We start from the raw sequence: 26,073 nt of genomic DNA on the forward strand, positions 1-26,073 counted from the left end.
CCCAAGACCCGGGGTGGCGCCGTGTCCACTAGAAGCTCCGGTGCGACCTGCCCCTGCGCGAAGGATTCTTCTATGACAGGCCAGAGCACCGACAACAGCCCCCCCGGCTGCACCGATCCGTCGTCGCGGGCCCGGGCGTGGCCCACCAGATGCAAGGCCTCGCGGGCGCGTGTGCACGCGACATAAAGCAGGCGCCTGACCTCATGCTCACGCCTACGTGTGGCGAAGTCCCACATGGCGTCATACAGCGGATCCTTGTCTTCGTCATGCGCCTTTAGTGGGGCCAGCAACAGATCGAGGCCATCCGGCCCCTCGGTCTCGAGCGCCAAAAGCAGTGGGCGGTGATCGCCACGCGTCTTGCGGCCGAGCCCCGGGCAGACCACGACGTCGTACTCGAGCCCCTTGGCCTTGTGTATGGTCAGAATATGCAGGCCCGATGCCTGTGGATCGGGTGGCGCATACAGGTCTTCGAGATGTTCCCGCAAACGCCAGATATCGACTTCGCCCGCCTCTTCAAGCTCGCCCAAGGCCTGAAAAAACACCTCGGCTTCAGCGAACGCCGTGGGCGTGGCAAGCGCCGCCGGCCCCTTAAGCGCAAGCCATGTCTCCTCCACCCGTTGCGCCAAGGAGCCACGGCCGCGCTCCCCATCCATGACCGCAAGCACGTCGCGCACGCGCGCGGCCCGCAGCCGGCCGTCTTCACTCAAAGACCCAAGCCGCGCGGCATCGCCTAGAATATCGATGAGCGGCCGCCGGTCTCCCTCACAGAGCGCGACGAGATCCGCGACATCCAGGCCACACCAAGGGGCGCGCAACACACTCAAGGCGCTCAAGCGGGCCGCCGGGAACATCAGGGTCTCGGTGAGGGCCAGCAGATCACGGATGAGAGGCCGCGTACCAAGGCTGTAGAGATCATCACCCGCAAAACGCAGACCGGCTGCGGTCATGGCCTCGGCGATAGCATGACCGTGTCCACGCGATCGCACCAGAATCGCGATCTCGGCATCCGCGCGCTCTGCGCGGATGCCGGCCACGAGCCGCGCCACATAACGCGCCTCCGTGGCCATGTCGACATCGACGAGCCCATGGACATGCACTGCACCGCCGGCACCCCGCGCCGCGATCGCCCGGGCGTGAGGGACCGCACCCTCGTCGGCTATGAAGCGTTGGGGCAAGAGACGTGCGAAGGCGTCATTGATCCACCCGACGAGCCCTGAGCGGGACCGGAAATTGGCGGACAGCGCCACCGATTCGAGCGGCCACGACCCCAGTCCTTCGCGCACGAGCTTCAAGAACAGACCGACTTCCGCCTTGCGAAAGCTATAGATCGACTGCATAGGATCGCCCACCACAAACAGGCTGCGTTCCTCCCCTGCTACCCAACCGGAGGTCAGGCGCTCGAGCAAGCGATACTGGAGCACCGAGGTGTCCTGAAACTCATCCACCAGCACATGTCGCAGCCTGCGATCCAGCCGCAAGGTCCCGGCGGTCGGTTCATCCTCCGAACCCAGGGCCTGCAGGGCGCGCAAAGCGGCCTCCGTGAAATCCCAGCGACCGTGGCGTGCGAACACGAGTTGGAGCTCTGCGGAAGCGGCCGGCAGGATGCGCAGCAAGGCCGAGAGTCGCTGCCATTGCCCCTCGCCATAGGCGCAATCGCCCCAAGAGACGAGTTCCGCAAGCGCCGCAGCGAGGCCTTCCGGGTCGACGAACTGCGCCATGAAGGCCCGCACGGACCCGAGCTCCTTTGGCCAATCCTTCAACTGCTTGCGTAGGGTTCCGGAAGCGGTCAAAAAGCGCGTGGCCAGCCGCTGCCAGAGCCGGAGCGCCTCCGGTCCCCCCAAAGTAAGTCCCGCCGCTTGCCATTCGAGATCGCCTTCGACGGTTGCAAGATAGGCGCAGGTGCCCGGCAAGGCCTCCTCCGGAAAGAGTGCTTGGGCCCGCGCCATGGCCTCCAGGGCAAGCCGCGCAAACACCCCCTCGAGACGCGCCCGCGCGGCCTCGGGGGCCGCCTGCCCCGTCGCAAGGACGATCGGCAGCCACTGCTCACGTCGACCCAAAAGTTCGCTCACCAGGTCCACGAAGCGATCCACATCGTTGGCGAGGGCCGGCAAAAGATCGGCGAGCGCTCGCCCCACCGCATCGTCCTGCCCAAGCGACGCGAAGGTGGCACGTGCCGCCTCGGCGTAGAGGGCCTTCGACGCCGGCTCGACTTCGAGGGCCACACCCGCGCCAGCGGCCGCCGGCCACTGGTTCACGACCTGAGCACAAAACGCGTCGAAGGTCTGGATGCGCAGACGGCCTGGGCATTCGGCAAGGCACCAATCGCGCTCCTCACCCCGACGCGCGGCCGCCTGCGCGAGGACCGCCACCTCGCGCTCATAATCGGTCTCGCGGGGGCTCGAGGGGTCATCAGCAAGCGCCGCTAAGACTCGCGCCCGCATTTCCTCGGCGGCCTTGCGCGTGAAAGTGAGCGCCAGAATCTCCTCGGGGGCGTCGACCCGCGCAAGCAAAGCCAGATAGCGCTGGATCAAAAGCGCCGTCTTGCCGGACCCCGCCGGGGCCTGCACAACCAGCGAGCGGTTCGGATCGGCCGCGATGCGGCGGACCTCGGCATCAGGCGTCATCATGCCCCCCACCTTCCGCCACTCGGCAAAAGCCTTCGCGCCCGCAATAATCGCAGGCCCCCTCCAAGGGATCGACGGCCGCGCCGCCATCGGCAAAGCCCGAGGCAAGACGGCCAAGGAGTGGCGGCCACGCCTGCGTCACAGCCTCCCAGTCACCCACGACGTGGGCCTCGGGCATGAGTCCCTCCTCCGCAGTCCAAGCCTTGTAGCCGCCTCCGCGGGCAGCAAGTCCCGCGTAGGCTATGCCCGCGACGGAGGCACCCTCGGCGGCAGCATAGTAGAGGAGTTGGGGGTATTCGGGCCTTTCGTTGTCCCAATCCACGGTCGGCATCTTGCCGGTCTTGTAGTCGATAAGCACAAGGCGTTCAGAGACCATGTCCACACGGTCGATGCGCCCGCGCACGGCAAGCGGGCCGCAAAGAAGCGTCACCTGCTTCTCGCGGGCCACGACCCGAAACGGCGGACGCATCTCTTCGCGCTTCAGGAACTCCGCAAGCACGCGCTCCATACGCCGCGCCTCGAGCGCCATGAACGCCGACGGGAAGGCCGCATATTCGTCGCGCGCCGCAGCCTGCGCTGCGACCACCGTATCAGCGATGCGCCGGTTTCGCTCCTCCGTAGAGAGCGTCTGCCACGCGCGAGGTTCGGGAAACTCCGCAAACCACATTTCCATGACTTTATGGGTCACAGCCCCACGCGTCGCAGGGTCAAGACCAAACCTGGGCTCCTCAAGGGGATCGGCGCGCAAGCGATACTGGGCCATCGCCTTAAACGGGCAGGCCGCCTGGGCCGCAAGCATGCCGGCCCCATAGGGCCCCGCACTGGACCCCGTGAGGGGTGCCACGCGCGGCGGGCTCGCCTCGAGCGGCGCGCGCGCATCGAACGCGTGCCGGGCGCGGCTTGTGAAGGCCATGTCTGATATTTCCTGGGGATTACGGTCGAGCACCGCACGGCTCGGCCGCAAAGTCTCAAGCCCATCGTGCATAGCGCAGCTCAACACCGTCTCGGGCGCGGCACGCACAAGATTCGCCACGAGTTGGGCCGCATAGCGGACATCGTCTTCGACGAAGGCGTGCGGAAGGTGATGGGCGCGCGCAAAGGCGAGCGGCAAGAGGGGATGTGGGGGGCGCACGGTAGGCCAGACCCGGTCGTGCAGGTTCAATATCCACAAGCCGTCGAACGTAAGACCAAGTACCTCAAGCGGGCCCATGATTTGCAAGGGCGCATCACAGCCCCCCTCTTGGAAGACGCGGTCATGCAGCGCACCCTGGATCGTCGTCAACGCCTGCGCATAGGAAAGCTTCCCGGCCACCGCTTCCAGGGTCGCGACCGACTCCAGTACCTCGTTGATCGCCGCGACCGCTTGATAATCCCCCTCCTGCGCTGCACCCGGCCACCCGACCGCCTGCAGCGCCCCCATGAAAAGCCCAGCCCAAGCGCTGGCCGACGCCTGCCGTGGCCATTTGCGGGCGACCCCCGCCAGGCGCGCGAACCCCGCCTCGGCGGATGAAGCCCCGCCACGCCGCAGCACTCGCACCACGGACGCAATATCGATCTCGAGGCCGTCGCCCAAGAGTCCATAGGCGGCCAAGGCGCGGGGTGCGCGCTCGTCCTGCGCGCCTGCGAGAAATGGCGATTGGATCAGCGAAGCGGCCTCGGTTGTCCGCACGGCACCGCCGGCAAGACTCCAGACACGCAGGGCCGCCGCGGCCACCGGCGCCTCGGCGAGCGGCACGCCCAGGGAGATCTCATAAGATGTCCTCGCGTGCCCCCCCTCGCTCGCAAAGACTTCCCTCGCCAGCCGTAGCAGCTGCGCCCTATGGGCCGCAAGGTCCGGTACCACGAGTGCGTAGTGCCCGGCCGGATTCGCCGCGATGCGCTCGCGCGCCCAGAGGAGCGCGGCCGTTAATTCCTCGGTAAACAGCGGAAAAATGCGGGTATCAACGGGACCACCGACATCTGGGAGCGGGAGCACCTCACAGGGTACGCTTACCGCTTCGCATGCCGCCTTCAGCGCCTCTTGCGCAGGTGTCAAACGCTCAAACCCCGCCCAGAGGAGGGGTGCGCCCGGCCGCACGCGCCCTTCGCGTATGGCGACTGCCACACGCGCCGCCTCGCGCGCCCCATCCTCCCGTCCAAGCTGTCCGAGACGGTCCATGAAGCCTTGGGCGAGCGCCACGAAGATCTCGCTTTCGCGATCACCCGCGGCGCTCGGAAGCGGTAGCGCGTGATCCGCAAGCAACTGCCAAGCCTCGGCCGCGAGGGCCCCAAAGTCCCGGTCCTGACACAGAAACTCCGGCCCCTGCTCGGCCACGAGCTCCGACCAGACCCATTGTTCCTGGGCGGCGGTCAGCAGCGGGCGGGACCGCCCGCCGGCCCGCGCCAAGCCCCGCGCGCGCGTGACGAACGCGAGCCACGGGAGCACATCCGGCGCCTCCCAGGCCCCCTGTCCGGCCGCATGCCGACTCCTCGCATAGCCGAGACGGATACGGCGGGCTAGGCGATTGTTGGCGGTGATAAGGCAGGCCCCGCCTTCAAGCGCGGCGTATAGCTCGGAGCCCAGTCTGCCGGTGAATTCGTTCGCGCTTTTCAGTACCATAGCCCCCCACTATGACGATACGCACACGCTTTGCTCCGAGCCCGACGGGCTATCTCCACATCGGCGGAGCGCGCACCGCGCTCTATTCCTGGCTATTCGCCCGACGACACGAGGGGCGCTTCATCCTGCGCATCGAGGACACCGACCTCGAGCGCTCGACGCCCGAGTCAGTCGCTGCCATTCTCGAGGGCATGGCATTTCTGAACCTCGACTACGACGAGGGCCCATTCTACCAAACTCAACGCTTCGACCGTTACCGCGAAGTGCTCTCCGAGCTTGTCGCGCAAGGCCACGCCTACTACTGCACCTGCACGAAGGCCGAGCTCGAGGAACGCCGCGCCGCGCAGATCGCACGCAAGGAAAAACCGCGCTACGACCGCCGATGTCGCGACGCGCACCATGGACCATCCGCGGACGCGGTGGTGCGCTTCAAGAATCCGCTCGACGGACAGGTGCTCGTGGACGATGCCGTTAAGGGACGCGTGGTCTTCCGCAACGACGAATTAGACGATCTCATCATCGCCCGCAGCGACGGCACGCCAACCTACAATTTCACGGTCGTGGTGGACGACATGGACATGGAGATCACGCACGTAATCCGCGGTGATGACCACCTGAACAACACACCCCGGCAGATCAACATGCTGCGCGCCCTCGAAGCCAAGCCGCCCGCCTACGCCCATATCCCGATGATACTCGGGGAAGACGGGGCACGCCTCTCCAAGCGCCATGGGGCTGTAAGCGTCATGCAGTATCGCGACGAAGGCTATCTTCCCGAGGCCCTCATTAACTACCTCGTGCGCCTCGGCTGGTCGCACGGCGATCAGGAGATTTTCACGCGCGAGGAGATGGTGACGCTCTTTGACATCAAGGACGTGCATGCCGGGGCGGCCGCCATCAACCCAAAAAAGCTCCTGTGGCTGAATCAGCACTACATCAAGACCCTCCCCAGGACCGCTATCGCCGAGCGGCTACGGCCCTACCTGGTCGAGCGGGGTGCCGATCTTGCCGCGGGACCCGGAATCGAAGACGTCGTCGATGCCTTGCGCGAGCGGGCCAAGACCTTAGTGGAAATGGCCGAGCAGGCCCTCTTCTTCTACCGCCATGAGGTGGCGGTCACGGACCCGAAGAACCAGGCGACCCTAGCCGCAGCCCCGCGCGATGCACTCATGGCTCTCGTCGCTGCGTTCGTCGCCCTGCCTACCTGGACACCCGAGACCGTGCATACCGCCTTCGAGCAGATCGCAGCGGACAGCGGTCTCACCTTCGGCAAGCTCGCCCAGCCGGTACGCATCGCCGTCACGGGCACGTCGGTATCGCCCCCCATCGATGTCACATGCGTCCTACTCGGCCGGAATCGCTCTATCGCGCGCCTCAAATCAGCGATCGCACTTGCTTTTCAGGAGGGCAAGCCTTAGAGTAGCCGCGCGTTACGGGGCCATAGCTCAGCTGGGAGAGCGCCTGCATGGCATGCAGGAGGTCGGCGGTTCGATCCCGCCTGGCTCCACCAATAGAAACAACGACTTACGTAGATTCCCCCGCACCAAATTCCTGCTTAATTGATTTTTTGCTCCTAATTTGCTCCACTTGCTCCCCGGCGGTCTGACCGTAATTCGGGGGTAAATTTGCGTCGACGAGAAAGCGCGGCGACCTCCAGTGGAACGCGCGCATCCGTAAGCGCGGCCAGCCCCTCCAACGCTACGCCAAGCCCTGAGGAGAGACCCGGCCGCATGGAATGTTTGGCCCGGCCTCACCAGGGTCCGCTGCAAACGTGCGCGAAGCCTACGCGAACAACGTATACGGGATGCGCTCGCCGCGCGCCTCTGACCCCTTCTCACACATGAGCACGCATAATGACAAAGCCGCCTGGTTCAAACGGTCTCTATTGGCTGATCGGCATAACACCCATCACCACGGCCACTATCTATTTCACCTTCCGGCTCTTTGGGATATCCATAGGCCTGCGCGGTATACTCCTCATGGTGGTCCTGCTCCTTGTCATAAAGATCGCCCTCTGGGTCGTCTTACGCATCTTTTATTTTCGGACGCGAAGCGATGACAATTACGGCCCATGACGCCTGCTCGCCCTCACCGAATGTGCTCATGAGCAGCGAGGTGCGTAAGACAATATTCATGGTGGCCTGCGCATTTTGAGCAATAACGGAATTCGACGCGCGGCTCATCCCGCTCGGTCGCCCCGCAGATAGTACAGCGATGAATCGGCGCGCTTGTCGCGGGTGCGCTTTGCAGAAAGCTCCGCCGTGCCCTCCGAAATGCGCCCCCGCGTAACCGAGCCTTGAGATCACGCCAAAAAAACATAAAATAATTCAACAGCGATACGACCGCCATGATCTTGGCCGGCACGGGCCCAAGCGCAACTGTGTACGCAACCCAAAGCCACGCGAGCCACGCTAAATACCGCACCTTCACCGGGATCACGAAAAATAGCAGGATGCTGAATTCGGGATCTATGGTGGCAAATGCCAGAAATATCGAGAGATTCAGATAGGTGGCAGTGGCGCTCGCACCGGCCAGGAACGCTCCCAGGATACTGAACGTCACGCCCGTGAAGTAGTAGACGTTGAAACGAAAGTTCCCCCATTCCTCCTCGAGGCGCGCACCGAGCAGGTAATAGAAATAGAGGATAAAAAAGACCCAGATCGAGAAGGACGGCGGAATAAGAATGAAACTGATCACTCGCCAGATCTGCCCTTGGGCGATCAGTGTCTGGCTGAAGAACAGCTCAGACAGGATGTTATGGCCGTTCGCCGTACGTGACAGGAGAAACACCACACCCTGGGCGCCCACGATATACGCCATCAAATTGCTGATGGCGTAACGACCGAAACGTCTCTCGAACTTGCTCAGCATCCGCACTCGTATCCCCTATTTTTCAGTCCCAAGCGGCGGTCGTATGGCGACGTGCCTTTACGCCTTGCAAGTGCGCTGCAAGCAGCGCCGCGCATGTTGCGCGCAAGACTCCCTTCTTTGCCGATTCTAACGGATTTCGGGCCTACCCAGAACCACCACGTGCCCGGCACGCGGGCTTTGAGGTCGCGCGCCCAGAGGAGGCACGGTCGCCCTGCGCCGCGATACGCGCAGCCAGCGCACGGCGGTGCGCGAGCTCCCTCTCATAGAGCCGCGTCTCCGCGCGACTGCCAGCCTAGCGCGTGAGGGGCTGCCACAAGGACCGTCCGCCGTGATGCACGCGCACGGTCATGGAAAGCCCGGCCCGCGAGGGGTGAGCTGCAACACCCGAGACCTGCAGGCCGATACGCACAGACACACGCTCGACGATACGGATGTCATTGCCGGTGGCGTTGTTCGCAGGCAGAATGCTGAAGGCGCTCCCAGCCCCGGGTGCAAACCCCAACACCACGCCCCAGTAGACGACGCTGGGCCCATAACAGGCCCTCGTCCGTCGCATACGGTCCCCGGGGCGCACGCCGCGCATGCGCGTTCCTCAATGTGCCGGCGACCTGTCACCAGGTCAACACGCGCCCCGCTTGTGCAAGCGACGGCAAGGCCGCGCTTGGAGTCAGAAGCGGCATCTCGCGGAAAAGATCGGCGGCGGTCATGCCGTTCAATTCGAGTGACTGCGCACAGCCGATCATGCGGACGCCGTTGTCGGAGGCAAGCTTCATAAAGTCCGCCACGCTTTTCCCGCCCCGCAGGGGGAAGATGGTTTCAGCCACGCCCTTTTTTAAAAGCTCCGTGGCAGGCCCCGTGAAATACATCAGAACGTTCTGCTCATCCGCAGCGGCCGTGGAGGCCAGGAAAAACGCCGATGGCAATCGTTTCGGATTCTCGGGGCCCGTAATAAGAATGATCACGAAATCAAGCCTTTCTGTATCGCCCATGGTAAACCTCCTTCAGTATAGGGGACGCACAAAGAACGGCATCACGCGCCGCCCCGCGCCGGACATCCCGGTCTCCTTGCGGGAGCAAGCCAGACGCCTTTCTTGCCCGCTCCACAATCACACACTATAAGCCGACCCGCGCAACCGGCGCTTCGACCAAAGACCCGCGGCCGAGACCCCTGGGCGCCGCTTCGAGCCCTGAGACCGACCCCGCTGGGTCGCGCGAAGCCCCGCGCATTCATGCAGGGCGCGCCTCATAGCCCTCCGCACCCACGGCTTGGACCAGCTGCTCGGCGCTTGCGCTTCCTTTGATAACGCCCTCGCCGCGCTCGAGATTCACTTGCACCGACTCGACTCCCGGCACCGCCTTCAAAGCCGCGGTGACCGCCGCAACGCAATGACCGCATGTCATGCCCGTGATATGCAAGGTAGTAATGGTCATGGTCTGCTCCTTTTTTCGTGGATGTGTAAGTGATCCTGGCTATTTCGCTAAAACACCCGATATTACGAAGCCTGCCGGCCCGCCACAAACGTCGCAGGGCCCGCGTCCTCGGGGATGGTCGACCCCTTGAAGTGCCGCAACCTCAGGCTATTGGTCAGAACGAAGACGCTCGAGAAACCCATGGCGAGACCCGCGAGCATGGGATTCAATTGGATTCCAAAGACTGGATAGAACACCCCAGCGGCGAGCGGGATCAGAGCGACATTGTAAAAGAATGCCCAAAAGAGGTTCCCCCGTATCGTCGAGAGCGTACGCCGAGAAAGATCCATGGCGGTCACGACCGCCCCAAGCGATCCCTTGATCGTCACGTCGGCGGCTTCCATGGCGACATCCGTGCCGCTCGCCATCGCAATCCCGACGTCCGCCTGCGCGAGCGCTGGCGCATCGTTCAAGCCGTCCCCGACAAAGGCTACCTTGTGCCCATCACGCTGTAAGGCCTCCACCGCCTGCGCCTTGGCCTCCGGCAAGACCTCAGCCACGTAATGTCCGATATTCAGCGCTAAGGCAAGCCGCTCCACCGCCGCTTGCGCGTCACCGGATATCATGACAATAGCCAAACCGCGCTCGCGCAGGGCGCGCACCACCCCTTGCGCCTGCGGCCGCGGCGCATCCGCGAGCGCAATCACTCCGCACACGCCCTCGCCATGGGCCGCGAAGATCACAGTCTTGCCGTGGGCCTCGAGACCGCGCGCCACGCCCTCAATTTCTCCGAGATTGATGCCGGCCTCGGCCAACAGTCGCCGTGCACCCACCAGCAGCCGGCGCCCATCGACCTCGGCCTCGATACCGTATCCCGGTCGCGCCTTGAAGCTCGAGACCGCGCGTGGCGATACGCCCTCGCCCTTTGCCGCCTCCACAACGGCCTGCGCCAGCGGGTGCTCGCTGCCCACTTCGGCCCCGGCCACGAGAGCCAAGAGCGCGCCACGGTCCCCGTCAGCCGCCACCACGTCGGTCACGACCGGGTGGCCCTCGGTCAAAGTGCCAGTCTTGTCGAAGACGACCGTGTCCACGCGGCTTAACGTCTCGAGCGCTTCACCCTTGCGATAGAGCACGCCAAGCTCCGCCGCGCGCCCCGTGCCCACCATGACCGCAGCGGGCGTCGCAAGCCCCATGGCGCAAGGGCAGGCCACGACCAGAACCGCCACGGCACTCACGAGCCCACCCGTAAGGCCCGCTGCGCCATCCGCGATCAACCACGCAGCGAAAGTCATCACCGCGGCCGCCAAGACCGCCGGAGTGAAGATCGCCACCACGCGGTCAGCGAGCCCCTGGATCGGCAGTTTCGAGCCCTGGGCCCGAGCTACCAAACGAATGATCTGTGCGAGCACGGTCTGGGATCCGATGGCGTTCGCCTCGACTTCGAGAACACCGTACTGATTGACCGTGCCTCCAACCACCCGGTCGCCCGGATGCTTGGCAAGCGGCATGGGCTCACCGCTCAACATCGCCTCGTCGACATAGCTCTCGCCTGCGCGCACCACGCCGTCGACCGGGATATGCTCGCCGGGCCGCACGCGCACGAGATCACCTGTCTGCAGCTCGGCGATCGGTACCTCCTCCTCGCGCTCGCCCCGCAGGCGCCGCGCGACCTTGGCCTGCAAGCCGGCCAGCCTCCTAATAGCGGCCCCCGTGCGCCCCTTGGCCAGCTCCTCCAAATATTTGCCCGCCAGGATCACGGTGACGATAACCGCCGCCGAATCGAAATAAAGGTGTCGCGCGCCTGCCGGAAACCCTTGCGGCCAGATGAGGACGAGCAGGCTGTAGGCAAAAGCGGCGCCAGTCCCGGTCATGACCAGGCTATTCATATCCGGGGACAAGTGACGGTAGGCGATCCAGCCAGGACGGAAGAATCGGCGGCCGGGACCGAATAGCACTGTGGCCGTTAAGGCCGCTATGAGCCACGACCAAAATTCGACGGGCGCGATCGCCGCCAGAGCGCGCCCGAATGCCGGCACGAAGACCGGACCCATGGACAAGACCACCACAGGCAGGGTCAGAACCCCAGCGAGCAAGACATCGCGCCGCAGTCCCGCCGCCGCCTGCGCCTGCGCATCGCCGCCGGCATCGCCCTCAAGCCCTGATCGCGCCAGCGCCTGATAGCCGGTCTGCACAATCGCTGCACGCACCGTGCCCTCGTCCAGCGCACCTTCGAGATAGCGGATGTGGGCCTGCTCGGTGGCGAGATTCACGTTGGCATCTAGCACGCCTGGCAGGTTTTTCAACGCGCGCTCCACGCGCCCAGCGCAGGACGCGCACGTCATGCCGCCCACGCCGATCTCGAGGTCGCGCACAAGTGGCTTATAACCACGCGCCCGCACCGCCTCCGAAAGCGCCAGGGGCGTGGCCGTCGCGGGGTCGTAGACCACGGTCGCGCGCTCACTCGCAAGATTCACCACGGCCGACTCGACCCCGGGGACCGCCCCCAAGGCGCGCTCCACGCGCGCGACGCATGAGGCACAGGTCATGCCACCGATGCCGAATTCTATCTCGCGAATCACGATCCCTCCGGGTGATCATCGTCGGCATTCAAGGCCGCCAGGATGGGGCATTCGGAGGCGGGACCCTCACCATGGCAACACTCGCTCAGGCGCTCGAGCCCGTGCTTCATGCGCTCCAGATCACGAATGCGCTGATCGATGTCGCGCAGCTTCTCCTGTGTGAGACGCTTCACGTCGGCGGCACGCGCCGTTCGCCTCTCGTTCAGCCCGAGCAGCAAGCCAATCTCATCCAATGAGAACCCTAACTCCTGGCAGCGTCGTATGAAACGCAGGCGCCGTAACTCGGACTCCTGATACAACCGGTAGCGGCCGCGCGTGCGCGCCGCAGGCGTGACCAGACCCTGTGTCTCGTAGTAACGCAAGGTCCCGGCGCCTATCCCGGCCCGTCTGGCCAATGCCCCAATCGTAATGAGCTCCATCGCGCCACCCCCTATAAAACCCTAGTCTACACCTTACAGCTAACTGTAAGGTCAAGGGCGCATCTATGACACCGTGGGGCGCGCTTGCCTTGAACCGCCAAGGAAGGGGGTGGGTGGTCGAGAAGTGATACGCCCCTCACGGGGAGGGAGGAAGGACTCGGCTCGGGGGGCGGTTTTCGAGATCAGGAGCTCGGACGCGCCTGGCCGATGGCGTGAATCGTCCAAAGTAGGCCATGCGGCTTCATCGGTACGCCCTCGTGGATGACGATGGCGCCCGCCCGGTTACGATAGACCAATGTCGGCACGAGCTCGGGGCCTGTGAGCTCGAGCAAGCGATTGTTGGTTGCCAAGGCCCGGGCCCAGCGGCCACGCACAGGCACGGGCGCAATGCCCCCTCCATGCCCCCGCCCGCGCCGAAAATTTGCCTCATTACGCTTGAGGGCTAAAAGCGGCCGAGATGCCCCGAGTATGGCGACGGCCTTGCCCGCGCTCGAGGGGTGTAGAAAACCCGTAACGATCCAATGGATGCGCAGATGGCGCGGGCCGATCAAGGGCTGCAGTTGCGCAAAAAGCGTGTGACAGAAGGGGCAATTGGGATCGACGAACACGTAGAGATCACGCCGGCCGTTTCCTTGCACGACCACGTGCGCTTGGTGGCGTATCGTGCGCCACACGGCGTGCGGGCCCCGTCCCGGAAAATTCAATGATGCCTGTACCTTTGGCCATGGGGCCAAAAGGACTATCGCAAGGCAGGCCCACAGGATCGCTCGCGCACTTTCCCCAACACCAGCCCGCAACAGGCGTACTCCCCCCATAAGTTCCTCTCCCCCCTCAACACCCAAGTCGCTCGGGCGCCGTGCTCATCGCCCCAGGCAGCCGGGACCTCCGTAATCCGCCACCATCCCGGAGATTCAGTGCGCCACAGCCCAGCTATACTGGCACTGTGATGGGAGAATGGGAAGCTCTCTGGAGACGTATCCACGCGACTCAGCCACTCCGACCGACGCCTTCCCTGCTAACGCACGCACAGGCCCGCGCCCTACCTTCAACGAGCGAAACAGGAGCAATCCTGAGGGACGAAGCACCACGCACCACTATCCTACATCAGAGAGAAACGACCTAAAGGTCGATAACATTTCTTTAGGATATACGGCATGTTATCAGGCTCTTTTCGAAGATCGGAGGACAGTATGCGAATCGAGAGGACTGACCCAATTACTGGCACAACCTTGTCCGAAACAGAAGGCCGTCCGTATGTGGTTGAGGGCGAGGGCGCTGATACCCTCAAGATCTACTTCGAAAACGAAGAGACCAAACAAAAATACTTGACTGTCGAAACGCAACACCCAGAGCAGGGACTAGACCACACGCTGGACAACCCAGCACCCCTTCCCGGTGACCCACCGAACGGGATTCCCCAACAACAGGGTTGATGCCCACTTGCACCCTCGCGCCTACCCGCGAGGGCCCCATACCATGCCTCTCGCCCCCCGGCACCCCGCAGCCCCCTTAAGCATCCCCACACGATGTCCCGCTCACCTGTCCCCAGCTTCCCTAGCGGCACCATCCAGCGTGCCGTATGCCAAACAGGCCATCTTTGCTAAGATCAACCCTGGGCGGCACGCGCTGTGACACCCAAGCGACCATCCCGAGCCGGCCATCGATGGCGCTCAAGACCGCACACGCTCATAAGCGTCCGGTCGCAACCGGCGACCACCGGCCTTAAAGCGTCACCATCTGAAAAGAGGGGGGGTTTATGAAACACCCGAATCACGAAGGACAACGAGTTCCGTCGGTGGTCTTTAAGGCGCGCGCAGACGGGCAATGGAAGGACCTCCATACAGACGAGGTTTTCAAGGGAAAGACCGTGGTCGTTTTCGCGCTCCCGGGGGCCTACACCCCAACATGCTCCTCGAGCCATGTGCCGCGCTACAACGAACTTGCGCCAGTCTTTCAGGCCAATGGCGTCGACATCGTGGCGTGCCTGTCGGTCAACGACGCCTTCGTCATGGAGGCATGGGGCAAGGACCAGAACGCTGAGCATCTGCTATTCCTTCCGGATGGCAACGGTGAGTTCTCCGCAGGTATGGGCATGCTAGTCGACAAATCCGACCTGGGTTTTGGAAAACGCTCCTGGCGCTATTCCATGCTGGTCAAAGATCGCGTAATTGAAAAGATGTTCATAGAGCCCGACAAGCCCGGCGATCCCTTCGAGGTCTCGGACGCCGACACCATGCTCCGCCACATCAACCCCAAGGCCAAAGAGCCAGAATTCGTTACTATATTTACTCGCGATGGCTGCCCGCACTGCTTCCGCGCCAAGGCGATGCTGAAGGAGCGCGGCATTGCGTTCGAGGAGATCCGCACAGGCCAAGGGACGGGCGTCAGTTCGCGAACCCTCCGCGCGACGACCGGCCGCTCGACCGTACCGCAAGTCTTCATAGGCGGGCGACATATTGGGGGCGCCGACGACTTGGCGCATCACCTAGGACTCGCATAACGCGGAGCCTGAGCTACGTGCCGCAGGAGCAAGGGGCGGGGCGACTGCATTCCGAACGGTTCAATAGGGGGGCCGCGTCATGGCTGAGCACTACGATCTCCTGATCCTTGGGGGCGGCAGCGGCGGAATCGCTACCGCCAATCGCGCAGCACGCCACGGGGCGCGCTGCGCCCTCATTGAAAAAGGCGCACTCGGCGGGGCCTGCGTGAATGTGGGCTGCGTACCCAAAAAACTCCTCTGGAACGCCGCGCACCTGCGCCATTGCGCAGAACTTGCGACCGATTACGGGTTTGCGCCGCTTCTCGGAGATTTCGATTGGACCGCAAACAAGCGCGCCCGTGATACCTATATTGCCAAACTGAACGAACGCTACGCGACGGGGCTGGCCGACAACAGCGTCACCCTGATCTCCGGACATGGGCGCTTCGCCGATCCCCACACCATCGAGGTGGCAGGCAAGCGCTACGAGGCGGATCATATCGTGCTCGCTACCGGCAGCCGTCCGGTACTACCGGATGTTCCAGGGGCCGCCCTGGGGCTTACATCCGACGACTTCTTCGCGCTCCCCGAAAGGCCGCAGAGGGCGGCCGTGGTCGGCGCAGGCTACATCGCCGTGGAGCTTGCCTGCGCCTTGCGCAGGCTCGGCAGCGAGGTCTCGCTCGTCATGCGCGGCGCGCACCTTTTGGCGGCGTTCGATCCCATGCTGCGCGAAGGACTCATGGAAGCTATGACCCACGCCGGCATCAGCCTCTTGGCCCATCGCCAAGTCTCGGGCCTCCGCAAGGCCGGGGCGGAAGTCAGCCTCCTCTATAAAGATGGTGAAGCCTTGTCTGGACTCGATAGCGTGATCTGGGCAGTCGGCCGGACACCGAATGCCGATGCGCTCGACTTGGACAAAGCCGGCATCGCGCCAGGGCGGGGCGGCATCGTAGAAACGGACGTCTACCAGAATACCGCCGTTCCGGGCATTTACGCCATCGGCGACCTGACGGGCCGTGCCGCCCTCACGCCCGTCGCCATCGCCGCCGGCCGACGCCTGGCCGACCGCCTGTTCGGTGGCCAGAAAGATCGCCGCCTCGACTATGACCTTGTCCCGACCGTGGTCTTCAGCCACCCGCCGATCGGAAGTGTCGGCCTGACCGAGCCCGAGGCGCGCGAGCGCCATGGAAACGAGGCCGTCACCGTCTACCGCACGCGGTTTACACCCATGAGCCACGCCTTCGCGCGCCACCCCGAGCGCACCGCCATGAAACTCGTGACCGTAGGCCGCGAGGAGCGCGTCGTGGGCCTGCACATCATTGGTGAGGGCGCCGATGAGATGCTGCAGGGCTTCGCGGTCGCCATCAAAATGGGCGCTACCAAAAAAGATCTGGACGACACGCTCGCCATCCATCCAACAAGCGCAGAAGAAGTCGTCACCATGCGCTAGCCGGGCCTAAGCCGCAGCGTGGGGCTCTCGGGCGGGCAACGCCAGCGCTTGGCCATCACTCGGGCCCTTTCGAAGCGCCCCAGATCCGGCTCATCCATAAAGCGACAAGCAATCGTGATCCGGCCATCGCTCAGGCCTTCGCGGCGACCATCAAGCAGCTTGAAGGCCAAGCGACCATGCTCTCTATCGCCCACGCACTGCCACGCATTTGCACGTCGACTACGTGATCGCGCTCGACCGCCCCCGCAGTAGTCGCGCAAGGCCCGGTAATCCCTCGTCCCCCAGCGCGAGCGTCCAAAGTGACCCGTGATGTCCCGACTACACCCCCGTTACATCCTTTCCTTCAACTGGGGACTGCCGTTCCACCAAGGGCGGCCATCAACACGCCTGCTGTTGGGAGCGTGAATGGGGCTAACCCCCCTGCCCTTCACCATACGACCTGCAACCTCGGTCGTGGGTTATTGGCTTTGAGGGGCTGGGGCGAAATCCTAAAACCCTCCATCGACGGTATAATGAGGAATGAGCCACGACCCTATCGATTCTGCGAAGACAGCCCCCTACGCCGACCTCACGCCGGACCTCATTCTAAGCGCGGCGGAGACTGCAGGTCTTACGCCCACAGGTGGCTTCCAGGCCCTCAACAGTTACGAAAACCGCGTATACAAGATCGAGACCGAAACCGCCCCCTGGGCGGTCAAGTTTTATCGCCCGGACCGCTGGAGCGATGCCGCGATCCTCGAGGAGCACGGCTTCCTGCAAGAATTAGCCGCAGCAGAGATACCGGGGGTCCCACCGCTTGCGCACAACGGCCAGACGCTGCTGCGCGAAGGCCCGTATCGTTTCGCGATCTTTCCCTGGCGGCCTGGACGAGCTGGATATGTCGAGACCCCGTCCGAACGCCGCGCCCTGGGCCGCCACCTCGGCCGTTTGCACTTGACCGGGACCGGACGCTTCGCTGCGCGCCCGACCCTGGACGCGGCCTCTTTCGTCGACCCCGCGATCGCCACACTGGCCGTTTGCCCGTTTGTGCCACTGCAGCTGCGTCCCGAGCTCCTGGCCGTTGCCACGCGTCTGCGCGATCGCATCGCCGAGACCTTCGAGACGGTCGGCGCCCCGATTCTGCGGCTACACGGCGATTGCCACACGGGCAACGTCCTCACAGACGGCGAGACGCTCACCATCGTCGATTTCGACGACTGCCTGAACGGGCCCGCGATCCAGGATCTGTGGATGTTGCTACCCGGGGATCCCGACGAACAGGAGGAGGCGCTCGCAGCCTTGATCCAAGGCTACGAGATGTTTCGCGACTTCGATCCCGTGGAGCTGCGCCTCATAGAACCTCTGCGCACCCTGCGGCTTCTACACTACAACGCCTGGATCGCCCGACGCTGGCACGATCCGGCGTTCCCGCGCGCCTTTCCCTGGTTTGCCGAGGAGCGACACTTCCACGAACTGATGGGGCTTCTCACGGCCCAGGAGATGCGGCTGCGTACACCACCCATACGCCTGCGCGGTCCAAACAGCGACTAAGAGGGGCTCGCTTTGGCGCGTGCGATCATGACTACGTCGCCCGCATCCAGATGCACATCATAGCCCCAGAGCCGCGCGACATGGTCAAGGGTCCTTTTGGCTTCCGCCTGATCCAAAGGGTGGGTATCCATCTTCTTTAGATGCAGATGCCGATCACCCCAGCGGTTGACCGCGACCACCTCGATGTCTGGTGAACGCGCGGACTCGGCGATCTGTCGGGCGAGCGCGCTGCGCAGATAGCGATAACCTTGATCGTCGTGTACGGCCGTCACTTCAAAGGACTCGCCCTTGGGGTCATTGGCGAGGGCAAAGAGATGCAGGTCACGCATCACCTTGGGAGACAGATATTGCAGGACAAAACTCTCATCACGGAATTCGCGCATCGCAAAATGAATCTGCCTCAACCAGTCCGGATCGCCCGCAAACTCGAACCACTCCCTATCCTCCTTAGTCGGGTTTAGGCATATCCGCTTAATATCCTGGAAGATGGCAAAACCTAGGGTGTAGGGGTTGATACCGCCGTAGCGGCGACTATCGAAATCCGGCTGGAAGGTCACCGCCGTGTGGCTCGCATAGAACTCAAGCAATGCCCCGTCGCTTATGAATCCCTTCGCGTGCAGGCTGTGCATGACGTGATAATGCACGAAACAGGCGAAGCCCTCATTCATGATCTTGGTCTGCCCTTGCGGATACAGATACTGGGCGATCTTGCGCACGATGCGCAGAATCTCCCTCTTCCAAGTCTCGAGCGTCGGCGCATTCTTCTCAATGAAGTAGATGAGGTTCTCCTGCGGCTCCCGCGGGAAACGGTCCTCTTGCGGCGCCGCGGCGGCCTCAGCCGCGCCAGGGACCGTGCGCCAGATCTCAGAGAGGTGCTGCTCGATGAACTCCGCGCGTTCGCGCCTCTTTCTTTCCTCCTCGCGCGTCGAGAGTTTCCGGGGCCGGCGCGCGCGGTCAATGGCGTTACGATTCAGGGCATGGGCGGCATCGATCACATCGGATACCACATCGATCCCGTACTGCTCCTCGCAATGCGCTATATAGCCCTTCCCGAACTCGAGGTAATCCAGTATGCCTTCCGCATCCGTCCATTGCTGGAAGAAGCTGTTGTTCTTGAAAAAAGCGTTGTGACCAAAGGCGGCGTGGGCAATGACGAGCGTCTGCATCACCATGGTGTTCTCTTCCATGAGATAGCTGATGCAGGGGTTGCTATTGATGACGAGCTCGTAGGCAAGCCCCATCTCGCCACGCCGGTACTGGCCGGTCTCGATCGCGCGCTGCTTCCCGAACGACCAGTGCGGGTAATACATCGGCAGGCCCGTGGAGGCATAGGCATCAAGCATCTGCTCGGCTGTGATCATCTCGAGCTGGTTTGGGTAGGTGTCGAGCGCAAGCTCCGCCTCAGCGATCTCTGCTATGCGCTCGGTGACGTTGGCGATGCGCTCGAAAGTCCATTCGTTGTCGGAAAAGAGAAGCGCGCCCTCGTCAGCCATGCGCCACCCCCGCCTTAGGGGTAAAGAGCGCCCGAAATAAGGGGTAGATGTCTTCAGTCCGACGGGCGCGCGCGGTCATGAGCTCAGGGCACTCCTGGGCGATCGACGTGTAGATACGCATGAGCGCGCTCTCCTGATCCTGGTTCACCTCCAGGTAAAACATATTGCGCAGATGCGGCAGGAGACCGAGCACGCGCTCCTGCACAAAACGATTATCATCTTGCGCGTTGTCGCCGTCGGAGGCCTGCGCCACGTATATGTTCCAATGTTCCGCCGGAAACCGTTCGGCCATGATGTCCTCGACCAACTCAAGCGCGGGTGACACGAGCGTTCCTCCCCCTTCCTTGGCGCCAAAGAACTCTTGTTCGGTGCACTCTGAGGCCTCTCCATGATGCTTTATGAAGACAAGCTCCACGGAACGGTACTGTCGGTGGATAAAAAGATACAGCAATAAGAAGAAGCGCTTGGCGAGATCCTTTTCTATGTCGCCCATGCTGCCCGACACATCCATCACGCAAAAGATGACGGCGCTCGTCACCGGGCGCGGCTGCTGATCGATATGCGCAAACCGCAGATCCGACTCGTCTATGAACGGTATGGCCTTGATCTTGCGCTCCAAGACCTTAATCTCTTCCCGAATCTCGTCCAGACGAAATCGCTCTATACTCGTATCCTCACCGTAGCCATGCCGGGTCCGGATCTCCTCATCAAGGGTTTCGGCCTGCCGCACCAGCGCCTCGAGCTCCCTCTTTTTTCGCGACCGCAACGCCATGCGCCGTGCCCGGGCCGTGCGCATCGTGCGTCCGATATGCATGCGTGAGGGGCTGCCCTCTTTCACGAAGCCGGCGCGACGCCACTGGTCCAGCTGAATATCTTCGGTGCGCGTCTGCCGGAGATTCGGCAGCTCGAGACCTTCGAAGAGCACCGACAGGAACTCGTCGGCTGACAAGACGATGGCGATTTCGTCGTCGCCGAGACCGTCGGAGGCCCCCACCCCTTCGTCGCCCCCTCCGTCCCCCGCATCGCCGCCTTGGGGCTTTGGGATCCGGTCACCCCGCCTGAATTCCTTGTTGCCCGGCAAGATCTGCTCCCAAGCCGCGTCACGCATGTCGCGCCGAAAGCTTGGCTCGTGCAGGTCTTTGGTGGGAATGGCGATAGGCTGCTCGGTATCGAGCATGTCTCCGAGCGAGCGGCGGCGCGCGAGCTTTTCAACCGCCGCCTTGACGCGCCCGCGTACGCGCCTCTGCAGGCGATCCTGATTGGCGCTGGAGCGCGTCCCCAAATTGCGCCGATCTATGATCACGCTCATGGAAACTCCTCCCTCAAAACGGCCGCCCCGAAGGCCGGCCCGCCACCTTCATGCCTCAATGATGCTTCCGGTAGCGCATATACCAATCCACCAACAAGCGCACCTGCTTCTCGGTATAACCCTTTTCCTGCATGCGCACCACAAAGTCGTGATGCTTGCGCTCGTCTTCGGACGTCCGCTTTTTTCCGAACGATATCACGGGCAGCAGATCCTCGGTGTTGGCGAACATCTTCTTCTCGATCACCGCCCGCAACTTCTCGTAGCTTGTCCACGCCGGGCTCTTGCCGCCATTGTTGGCCTTGGCCCGTAAAACAAAATTTACGACCTCGTTGCGAAAATCCTTGGGGTTGGCAATCCCCGCCGGCTTCTCGATCTTCTCAAGATCCTCATTCAACAAGGTACGGTTCATGATCTGACCTGTGTCCGGGTCACGAAACTCGGTGTCCTGCAACCAAAAGTCGGCATATTGGATGTAACGATCGAACAGATTCTGCCCGTAGTCACCATAACTCTCGAGATAGGCCTTCTGGATCTCAAGTCCGAGAAACTCCGCGTACCGCGACGCAAGCTCATCCTTCAAGAAACCGAGATAACGGGCTTCGAGATCCGGCGGAAACTGCTCGGCGCGGACTTGGGTCTCCAGGATGTGCAGAAGATGGACCGGGTTCGCCGCCACCTCCTCGCTATCGTAATTGAAGGTCCGCGACAATATCTTGTAGGCAAAGCGCGTCGATATGCCATCCATGCCCTCGTCGACACCCGCGACATCACGGTATTCCTGCATACTCTTGGCTTGCTGGTCGCGATCCTTCAAGGTCTTGCCGTCATAGATCTCCATCTTCGACCAGAGACTGCTATTCCCTGGATCCTTGAGGCGACTTAAGACTGAGAACCGCGCCAGCATCTCAAGGGTATCAGTCGCGCATGGGGCGTCGTTTAGGGCGCTATTTTCAAGGAGCTTGCGATAGATGCGCGTCTCCTCGGTCACACGCAGGCAATAGGGGACCTTGACGATAAAAACGCGGTCGAGGAAGGCCTCATTGCGCTTATTATTCCGAAAGGCCGCCCACTCCGATTCGTTGCTGTGGGCCAAGATGATCCCCTGGTAGGGCATGGCCCCAAAGCCCTCCGTACCGTTGTAGGTCCCCTCTTGGGTCGCCGTCAGCAAGGGATGCAACATCTTGATGGGCGCCTTGAACATCTCGACGAACTCGAGCACGCCCTGGGTGGTCACGTTCAGACCCCCCGCGTACGAGTACGCATCCGGGTCATCCTGGGAGAAATCCTCGAGCTTGCGGATGTCGACTTTGCCGACAAGGCTGGCGATGTCCTGGTTGTTCTCGTCACCCGGCTCGACCTTCGTGATCCCAACCTGGTGCAGCTGCGAGGGGTTCAAGCGCACCACTGAGAAGCGCCGGAGATCGCCCTCGAATTCCCGCAAGCGCTTGGCGGCCCATGGCGACATGACACTTTGCAACGCACGTCGCGGGATACCGTAGCGGTCCTCGAGAACGGGTCCGTCCTCTTCTTGGTCAAAAAGCCCAAGCGGTGACTCATAAAGGGGCGAAACACGTCCGTCGGCGGCGAGGCAATAGATCGGATATCTTTCCATGAGGGCCTTCAGGCGCTCGGCAAGCGACGACTTGGCGGCCCCGACCGGGCCCAGGAGATAGAGGATCTGCTTGCGCTCCTCAAGCCCCTGAGCGGCGTGCCGGAAATAAGACACGAGGTTCTCCACCACGTCCTCGATCCCATAAAAATCTTCGAACGCCGGATAAGTCAGGATCTTGCGGTTCATGAAGATGCGTGCAAGCCGCGGATCCGACTGCGTGTCGACCATATGCGGCTCGCCGATCGCCGCCAGCATGCGCTCGGCAGCCAAGGCATAGGCAAGCGGCTCCTTGGCGCAGAGCTTGAGGTATTCATCGAGCGTCACCGTCACTTCCCGCAGCTGCTGGAATCGCTCTTGATATCGGTCAAATAACGCCATAATCCATCCCTCGTCGTCTCTCGTCCGAAATCTACGCCGCCTTCTTGCGCGCGGGTGACATCCGCTGTGCTCGCGCCATGCGCGCGGCCCTCAACGCCACCGCCTGCCGATCTTTAAATAGCCAACGCCCCCTTATCTTGCGTTATCTCATCCCCACGGCCGCTCGACTCGCCACTTAGTCGGAACATCGCAAGCCATCGGCCGCTCACATTATCTGCGACCCTGCGCGACTCCGCAGAGGCACACCATCCAAGTTTAGACGCGCTTTCCCCGAAGTACGCATTCCGCGTACACGTTTTTCGATGAACGGTCCGCACGCTGTCTATCGCCATATTGCTCCGCCGTTCAAAGTCACGGGCGCGGCCGCTTCGTCAGCGTCTTGGATGCAATGTCGTCCTGATTGGTTCCGCGTTTCGTGGAGCCCCTGTCCGATATCACACCAAAACTCCATCCGCGTACACCTCATATCGCAGCAAGTTCCATGCCGCACTAGGCGCGCACTACCCGTCATCCGCCGCTCTACCGTCTTGCTCAACGACCCTACACCGGCCCCGTCTATATCGCCATCCTCCAACGCGGTCCCTGATCATTGTGTGGGGGTTCCGCGACTCATGACTTAGTCGGAGTGTCACCCGCCAGCACGCCATCGTCCCTGATCCTAGCCGGATCACGGTCGTCGGATGGGATAGATGCGCCCGGCCGACATACTGCAACCCGCGCCGGCAGGCGGCCCCGCCGGGACGCCAAGAAGGCTGCACCACTGCACCTCCCTCGATCGCGCTTGGCCTACGGCAGATGCAGCGGTAATGTTGAGGTCCGGCCAGAGCCGTGTAATCATGGCGCGCGCTTGAGGCCTGCGGCCCCTTGCTGCGTCGCCGCGGATGCGTGAGCATCTTATCCCTTGATGGCGATGCCAGGGACTGGGTCCGACGCAGCCAGTCCTAGCCCTGAGGCCGCCGTTGATGTCGCTCGTATCGCCCAGTCTTCCGCCCGCCGAGTCGCTGACCCGGCGCTCACCCGTGATTGCCCTGCTGGGCCTTTCCTGGCTGCACTTTCTGAACGATGGGGCCGCCAACTTCCTGCCAGGGGTCTTGCCCGCAATCCTCGTCGCTTTGCATAGGGGACCCGCATGGGCCTCTGTCATCATGGCCACCCTTTTGATCGGTCAGGCGCTACAGCCCCTCATGGGCTGGCTTTCGGACCGAGTGGGCGGGCGAGCCGCAACGCTCCTCGGTGCAAGCGGCACAAGCCTCGGCATCGTCCTCGTCGGGCAAAGCGATCACCTGCCGACCTTGCTTGCGGCGCTCGTTTTGATCGGTGCCTCCAATGCCGCCTTTCATCCACAATCACTGGCCCTCGCGCGCAGCCTCGCCGGCAAGGGACACGGTGCGACGATGTCTGCGTTTCTCGTGGGGGGCGAACTCGGGCGTGGGCTCTATCCGTTAATAGCAAGCCTGGCGGTTGCGTCTTTTGGCACTCCTGGTCTCTGGGTCGTCGCGCTGCCCGCACTGCTCACCATACCGTTCATCGCACCCCTGCTGCCGCCGCTTGCCCGTCGGCCGGCGCATGCCGCGCCCTTGCAATGGCGCAGGCACGCCGGGCCGGCCGCGTCATTGATCGCCTACGTATCGCTGCGGTCCTTCGTTTTGTATGCCTTGGTCACATTTCTCCCCATCCTTGCAAACCGTTCGGGCACCTCGCTCATAGGCGGCGCGTCGCTCATCAGCGTGTTGCTCGTCGTGGGTGTCATTGGGAATATCAGTGGTGGTCTCATCGCCGATCGCCTGGGGCGACCCGTCGTGCTGGTAGGATCAAGCCTACTGACCGCACTGCTGATCGCGACCTATCTCGTAAGCGGAGGCTGGATTTCGTGGGCCGTGCTCGGCCTGCTCGGGATCGCGCTCTTTAGCGCGCTTCCGGTCTCAGTTCTCGCCGGCCAAGACATCTTTCCCGAAAACCGCGGGCTGGGATCAGGAATCGCACTGGGCCTTGGCAACAGCCTGGGCGCCCTGCTGCTCCTGGCTTTCGGTGCCCAAACCTCTGCGCATGGCGTCCATGCGGCCATGTGGATGCTGCCTCCCGTGGCACTGGCCTGCGCCCTCCTCGCGACACGCCTGCCACCCGCCCCTCCTTAAGGCCGTTTGCGACGCGCGCCCCGTGACCATGGCCCGATCCCGTTGCAGCAAGGAAGCGGATCCTCGTTTCCGAGCGACATCGACTTTCAGCGAAATGCTTGCATTGCGCTCGCAAGGACGCTCAAGACAAGGCCCCTAGCGATTAACACGAAACCTGCCGCCGATAGACACGCTAAGGAAATTCGAAACCGATGGCGGCGCTACCCGAACCGTCCCTCGCGCAGATCCTGCACGGCCGCTGCGATCTCCTCACGGGTGTTCATCACGAAGGGGCCGTATTGCACGATCGGCTCGTTCAGAGGGCGGCCCGCCACAAGCAACACCCGCGCCTGCATCTGGGCTGTTACTATCACACCGTCGGCCGAGGGATCATCGGTGAGCACCGCTAGGCTTCGCGGTACGAGCTTCTCATCACCGATCGATGCCTGCCCCTCATACAGCACCATGAAGGCATGATGTCCGGGCTCAAGGGCCTGCTGCCAGCATTCGCCTGCCGGGATGTGCAAATCCAGAACAAGGGGGGCAGTCACTGGCCGCTGCACGGCGCCCGCCACCCCATGAGATTCCCCGGCGAGCACGATGGCCGTGGCGCCGCCTGCGCCCGCAATCCGCGGCAGATCCCCGGCCGCAAAATCCCGGTACCATGGGTCGGACATCTTGTCGCGGGCCGGCAAGTTCAGCCAGAGCTGAAAGCCCATCATGCGCCCGGCCTCCTGCTCAGGCATCTCCGAATGCACGACCCCACGACCGGCAGTCATCCACTGCATGCCCCCGGTCTCGAGCAAACCCTCGTGACCCCCGTTGTCACGATGGCGCATGCGGCCTTCGAGCATATAAGTGATCGTCTCGAAACCCCGATGCGGATGATCAGGAAAACCCGCGATATAGTCGGCGGCCTGATCGCTACCGAAGAAGTCCAGCATCAAGAAGGGGTCGAGGCGCGCCTGGAGTCCTTGTGACAAGAGCCGCGTCAACCGGACACCGGCGCCATCCCGCGTGACCTCCCCCGCATGGGAGCGCTCGATAGTGCGTGAACGCCGAACCTCAACTGTCTTTCCTTTGCCCATAGGCCTACTCCTCCGTTTCTGCGCGAGCCGGGGTGCGCGATGGCAAGAAACCGCTTATTAGTCGCGCCACTTTCCTCCACGATACGCGCCCTGGGGGCCAAACGGCCAGCCCCACCCC

General features: G+C 63.0%; 19 protein-coding genes and 1 tRNA gene. 7 read left to right on the top strand and 13 right to left on the bottom strand.

Annotated features, from left to right (window positions below):
• Together ACYCTF_RS10390 and ACYCTF_RS10395 are read right to left on the bottom strand one after the other, a co-directional pair.
• A partial coding sequence (locus ACYCTF_RS10390; protein ID WP_461284854.1) for a UvrD-helicase domain-containing protein occupies positions 1–2,627 on the bottom strand: 2,627 nt, incomplete at its 3' end.
• Entirely contained in the window at positions 2,614–5,223 is a 2,610-nt protein-coding gene (locus ACYCTF_RS10395; RefSeq protein ID WP_461283619.1) for a PD-(D/E)XK nuclease family protein, read from the bottom strand. The genes ACYCTF_RS10395 and ACYCTF_RS10390, both read right to left, overlap by 14 nt.
• An 11-nt stretch (positions 5,224–5,234) precedes the next feature.
• On the opposite strand from ACYCTF_RS10395, the gene gltX reads away from it, so the two are divergent.
• From gltX to ACYCTF_RS10410, 3 genes are all read left to right on the top strand, one after another.
• The gene (gltX, locus tag ACYCTF_RS10400) at positions 5,235–6,641 is read left to right on the top strand and encodes a glutamate--tRNA ligase (RefSeq protein WP_461283620.1); all 1,407 of its coding nucleotides are present in this window, start codon (positions 5,235–5,237) and stop codon (positions 6,639–6,641) included.
• Positions 6,642–6,657: 16 nt separating this feature from the next.
• A tRNA-Ala gene (locus ACYCTF_RS10405) sits at positions 6,658–6,733 on the top strand.
• A gap of 343 nt (positions 6,734–7,076) precedes the next feature.
• Positions 7,077–7,298: a hypothetical protein gene (locus tag ACYCTF_RS10410; protein WP_461283621.1), complete on the top strand. Its 222-nt coding sequence runs from the start codon at positions 7,077–7,079 to the stop codon at positions 7,296–7,298.
• Positions 7,299–7,311: 13 nt separating this feature from the next.
• Here the strand turns inward: ACYCTF_RS10410 and ACYCTF_RS10415 are convergent, their stop codons facing one another.
• The 7 genes from ACYCTF_RS10415 to ACYCTF_RS10445 all read right to left on the bottom strand — a co-directional run bounded on the left by ACYCTF_RS10415 (position 7,312) and on the right by ACYCTF_RS10445 (position 13,176).
• On the bottom strand, positions 7,312–8,094 hold the full coding sequence (locus ACYCTF_RS10415) for a rhomboid family protein (RefSeq protein WP_461283622.1): 783 nt from the start codon (positions 8,092–8,094) through the stop codon (positions 7,312–7,314).
• A gap of 292 nt (positions 8,095–8,386) precedes the next feature.
• On the bottom strand, positions 8,387–8,650 hold the full coding sequence (locus ACYCTF_RS10420) for an HlyD family secretion protein (RefSeq protein WP_461283623.1): 264 nt from the start codon (positions 8,648–8,650) through the stop codon (positions 8,387–8,389).
• A gap of 55 nt (positions 8,651–8,705) precedes the next feature.
• Positions 8,706–9,083, bottom strand: coding sequence for a DsrE family protein (locus tag ACYCTF_RS10425; protein ID WP_461283624.1), 378 nt, complete (start codon positions 9,081–9,083; stop codon positions 8,706–8,708).
• A 238-nt stretch (positions 9,084–9,321) separates the two neighbouring features.
• Positions 9,322–9,525, bottom strand: coding sequence for a CopZ family metallochaperone (locus ACYCTF_RS10430; protein WP_461283625.1), 204 nt, complete (start codon positions 9,523–9,525; stop codon positions 9,322–9,324).
• 62 nt (positions 9,526–9,587) lie between these two features.
• Positions 9,588–12,083: a heavy metal translocating P-type ATPase gene (locus ACYCTF_RS10435; RefSeq protein ID WP_461283626.1), complete on the bottom strand. Its 2,496-nt coding sequence runs from the start codon at positions 12,081–12,083 to the stop codon at positions 9,588–9,590.
• Positions 12,080–12,502: a heavy metal-responsive transcriptional regulator gene (locus tag ACYCTF_RS10440; protein WP_461283627.1), complete on the bottom strand. Its 423-nt coding sequence runs from the start codon at positions 12,500–12,502 to the stop codon at positions 12,080–12,082. Before ACYCTF_RS10440 ends, ACYCTF_RS10435 begins: the two co-directional genes overlap by 4 nt.
• 182 nt (positions 12,503–12,684) lie before the next feature.
• Positions 12,685–13,176, bottom strand: coding sequence for a thioredoxin fold domain-containing protein (locus ACYCTF_RS10445; RefSeq protein WP_461284855.1), 492 nt, complete (start codon positions 13,174–13,176; stop codon positions 12,685–12,687).
• Between the two features lie 1,082 nt (positions 13,177–14,258).
• Here ACYCTF_RS10445 and ACYCTF_RS10450 point away from each other — a divergent pair.
• The 3 genes from ACYCTF_RS10450 to ACYCTF_RS10460 all read left to right on the top strand — a co-directional run bounded on the left by ACYCTF_RS10450 (position 14,259) and on the right by ACYCTF_RS10460 (position 17,961).
• A complete protein-coding gene (locus ACYCTF_RS10450; protein ID WP_461283629.1) occupies positions 14,259–15,002 on the top strand; it encodes a glutathione peroxidase in 744 nt (247 codons plus the stop codon).
• 79 nt (positions 15,003–15,081) lie between these two features.
• Entirely contained in the window at positions 15,082–16,431 is a 1,350-nt protein-coding gene (gene gorA, locus ACYCTF_RS10455; protein WP_461284856.1) for a glutathione-disulfide reductase, read from the top strand.
• A 519-nt stretch (positions 16,432–16,950) separates the two neighbouring features.
• Positions 16,951–17,961, top strand: coding sequence for a serine/threonine protein kinase (locus ACYCTF_RS10460; protein WP_461283631.1), 1,011 nt, complete (start codon positions 16,951–16,953; stop codon positions 17,959–17,961).
• On the opposite strand, the gene ACYCTF_RS10465 is transcribed toward ACYCTF_RS10460, so the two are convergent.
• From ACYCTF_RS10465 to ACYCTF_RS10475, 3 genes are read right to left on the bottom strand one after another with little or no spacing between them, the layout of a single operon-like run.
• Positions 17,958–19,454 (bottom strand): SpoVR family protein, encoded by a 1,497-nt coding sequence (locus ACYCTF_RS10465; protein WP_461283632.1) that lies wholly within the window; start codon positions 19,452–19,454, stop codon positions 17,958–17,960. The two genes, ACYCTF_RS10460 and ACYCTF_RS10465, sit on opposite strands and share 4 nt — an antisense overlap.
• Positions 19,447–20,763, bottom strand: a complete 1,317-nt coding sequence (locus tag ACYCTF_RS10470; protein ID WP_461283633.1) for a YeaH/YhbH family protein — start codon at positions 20,761–20,763, stop codon at positions 19,447–19,449. The genes ACYCTF_RS10465 and ACYCTF_RS10470 overlap by 8 nt, the downstream gene beginning before the upstream one ends.
• Before the next feature lie 55 nt (positions 20,764–20,818).
• A complete protein-coding gene (locus ACYCTF_RS10475) occupies positions 20,819–22,753 on the bottom strand; it encodes a PrkA family serine protein kinase (protein ID WP_461283634.1) in 1,935 nt (644 codons plus the stop codon).
• Between the two features lie 962 nt (positions 22,754–23,715).
• Between ACYCTF_RS10475 and ACYCTF_RS10480 the strand changes: the two genes are divergently transcribed.
• Positions 23,716–24,888 (top strand): MFS transporter, encoded by a 1,173-nt coding sequence (locus ACYCTF_RS10480; RefSeq protein WP_461284857.1) that lies wholly within the window; start codon positions 23,716–23,718, stop codon positions 24,886–24,888.
• A gap of 200 nt (positions 24,889–25,088) precedes the next feature.
• Here ACYCTF_RS10480 and ACYCTF_RS10485 read toward each other — a convergent pair whose 3' ends face one another.
• A complete protein-coding gene (locus tag ACYCTF_RS10485; protein WP_461283636.1) occupies positions 25,089–25,955 on the bottom strand; it encodes a pirin family protein in 867 nt (288 codons plus the stop codon).
• Positions 25,956–26,073 lie beyond the last annotated feature (118 nt).

It is taken from the genome of Acidiferrobacter sp. (assembly GCF_054609335.1).

Bases quoted from the DNA above. Each gene is read 5' to 3' on its own strand.
- ACYCTF_RS10450 (WP_461283629.1), top strand. From the start codon at position 14,259: ATGAAACACCCGAATCACGAAGGACAACGAGTTCCGTCGGTGGTCTTT.
- ACYCTF_RS10460 (WP_461283631.1), top strand. From the start codon at position 16,951: ATGAGCCACGACCCTATCGATTCTGCGAAGACAGCCCCCTACGCCGAC.
- ACYCTF_RS10420 (WP_461283623.1), bottom strand. From the start codon at position 8,650: ATGCGACGGACGAGGGCCTGTTATGGGCCCAGCGTCGTCTACTGGGGC.
- gorA (WP_461284856.1), top strand. From the start codon at position 15,082: ATGGCTGAGCACTACGATCTCCTGATCCTTGGGGGCGGCAGCGGCGGA.
- ACYCTF_RS10480 (WP_461284857.1), top strand. From the start codon at position 23,716: ATGTCGCTCGTATCGCCCAGTCTTCCGCCCGCCGAGTCGCTGACCCGG.
- ACYCTF_RS10425 (WP_461283624.1), bottom strand. From the start codon at position 9,083: ATGGGCGATACAGAAAGGCTTGATTTCGTGATCATTCTTATTACGGGC.
- ACYCTF_RS10430 (WP_461283625.1), bottom strand. From the start codon at position 9,525: ATGACCATTACTACCTTGCATATCACGGGCATGACATGCGGTCATTGC.
- ACYCTF_RS10475 (WP_461283634.1), bottom strand. From the start codon at position 22,753: ATGGCGTTATTTGACCGATATCAAGAGCGATTCCAGCAGCTGCGGGAA.
- ACYCTF_RS10395 (WP_461283619.1), bottom strand. From the start codon at position 5,223: ATGGTACTGAAAAGCGCGAACGAATTCACCGGCAGACTGGGCTCCGAG.
- ACYCTF_RS10485 (WP_461283636.1), bottom strand. From the start codon at position 25,955: ATGGGCAAAGGAAAGACAGTTGAGGTTCGGCGTTCACGCACTATCGAG.
- ACYCTF_RS10440 (WP_461283627.1), bottom strand. From the start codon at position 12,502: ATGGAGCTCATTACGATTGGGGCATTGGCCAGACGGGCCGGGATAGGC.
- ACYCTF_RS10415 (WP_461283622.1), bottom strand. From the start codon at position 8,094: ATGCTGAGCAAGTTCGAGAGACGTTTCGGTCGTTACGCCATCAGCAAT.
- ACYCTF_RS10470 (WP_461283633.1), bottom strand. From the start codon at position 20,763: ATGAGCGTGATCATAGATCGGCGCAATTTGGGGACGCGCTCCAGCGCC.
- ACYCTF_RS10410 (WP_461283621.1), top strand. From the start codon at position 7,077: ATGACAAAGCCGCCTGGTTCAAACGGTCTCTATTGGCTGATCGGCATA.
- gltX (WP_461283620.1), top strand. From the start codon at position 5,235: ATGACGATACGCACACGCTTTGCTCCGAGCCCGACGGGCTATCTCCAC.
- ACYCTF_RS10465 (WP_461283632.1), bottom strand. From the start codon at position 19,454: ATGGCTGACGAGGGCGCGCTTCTCTTTTCCGACAACGAATGGACTTTC.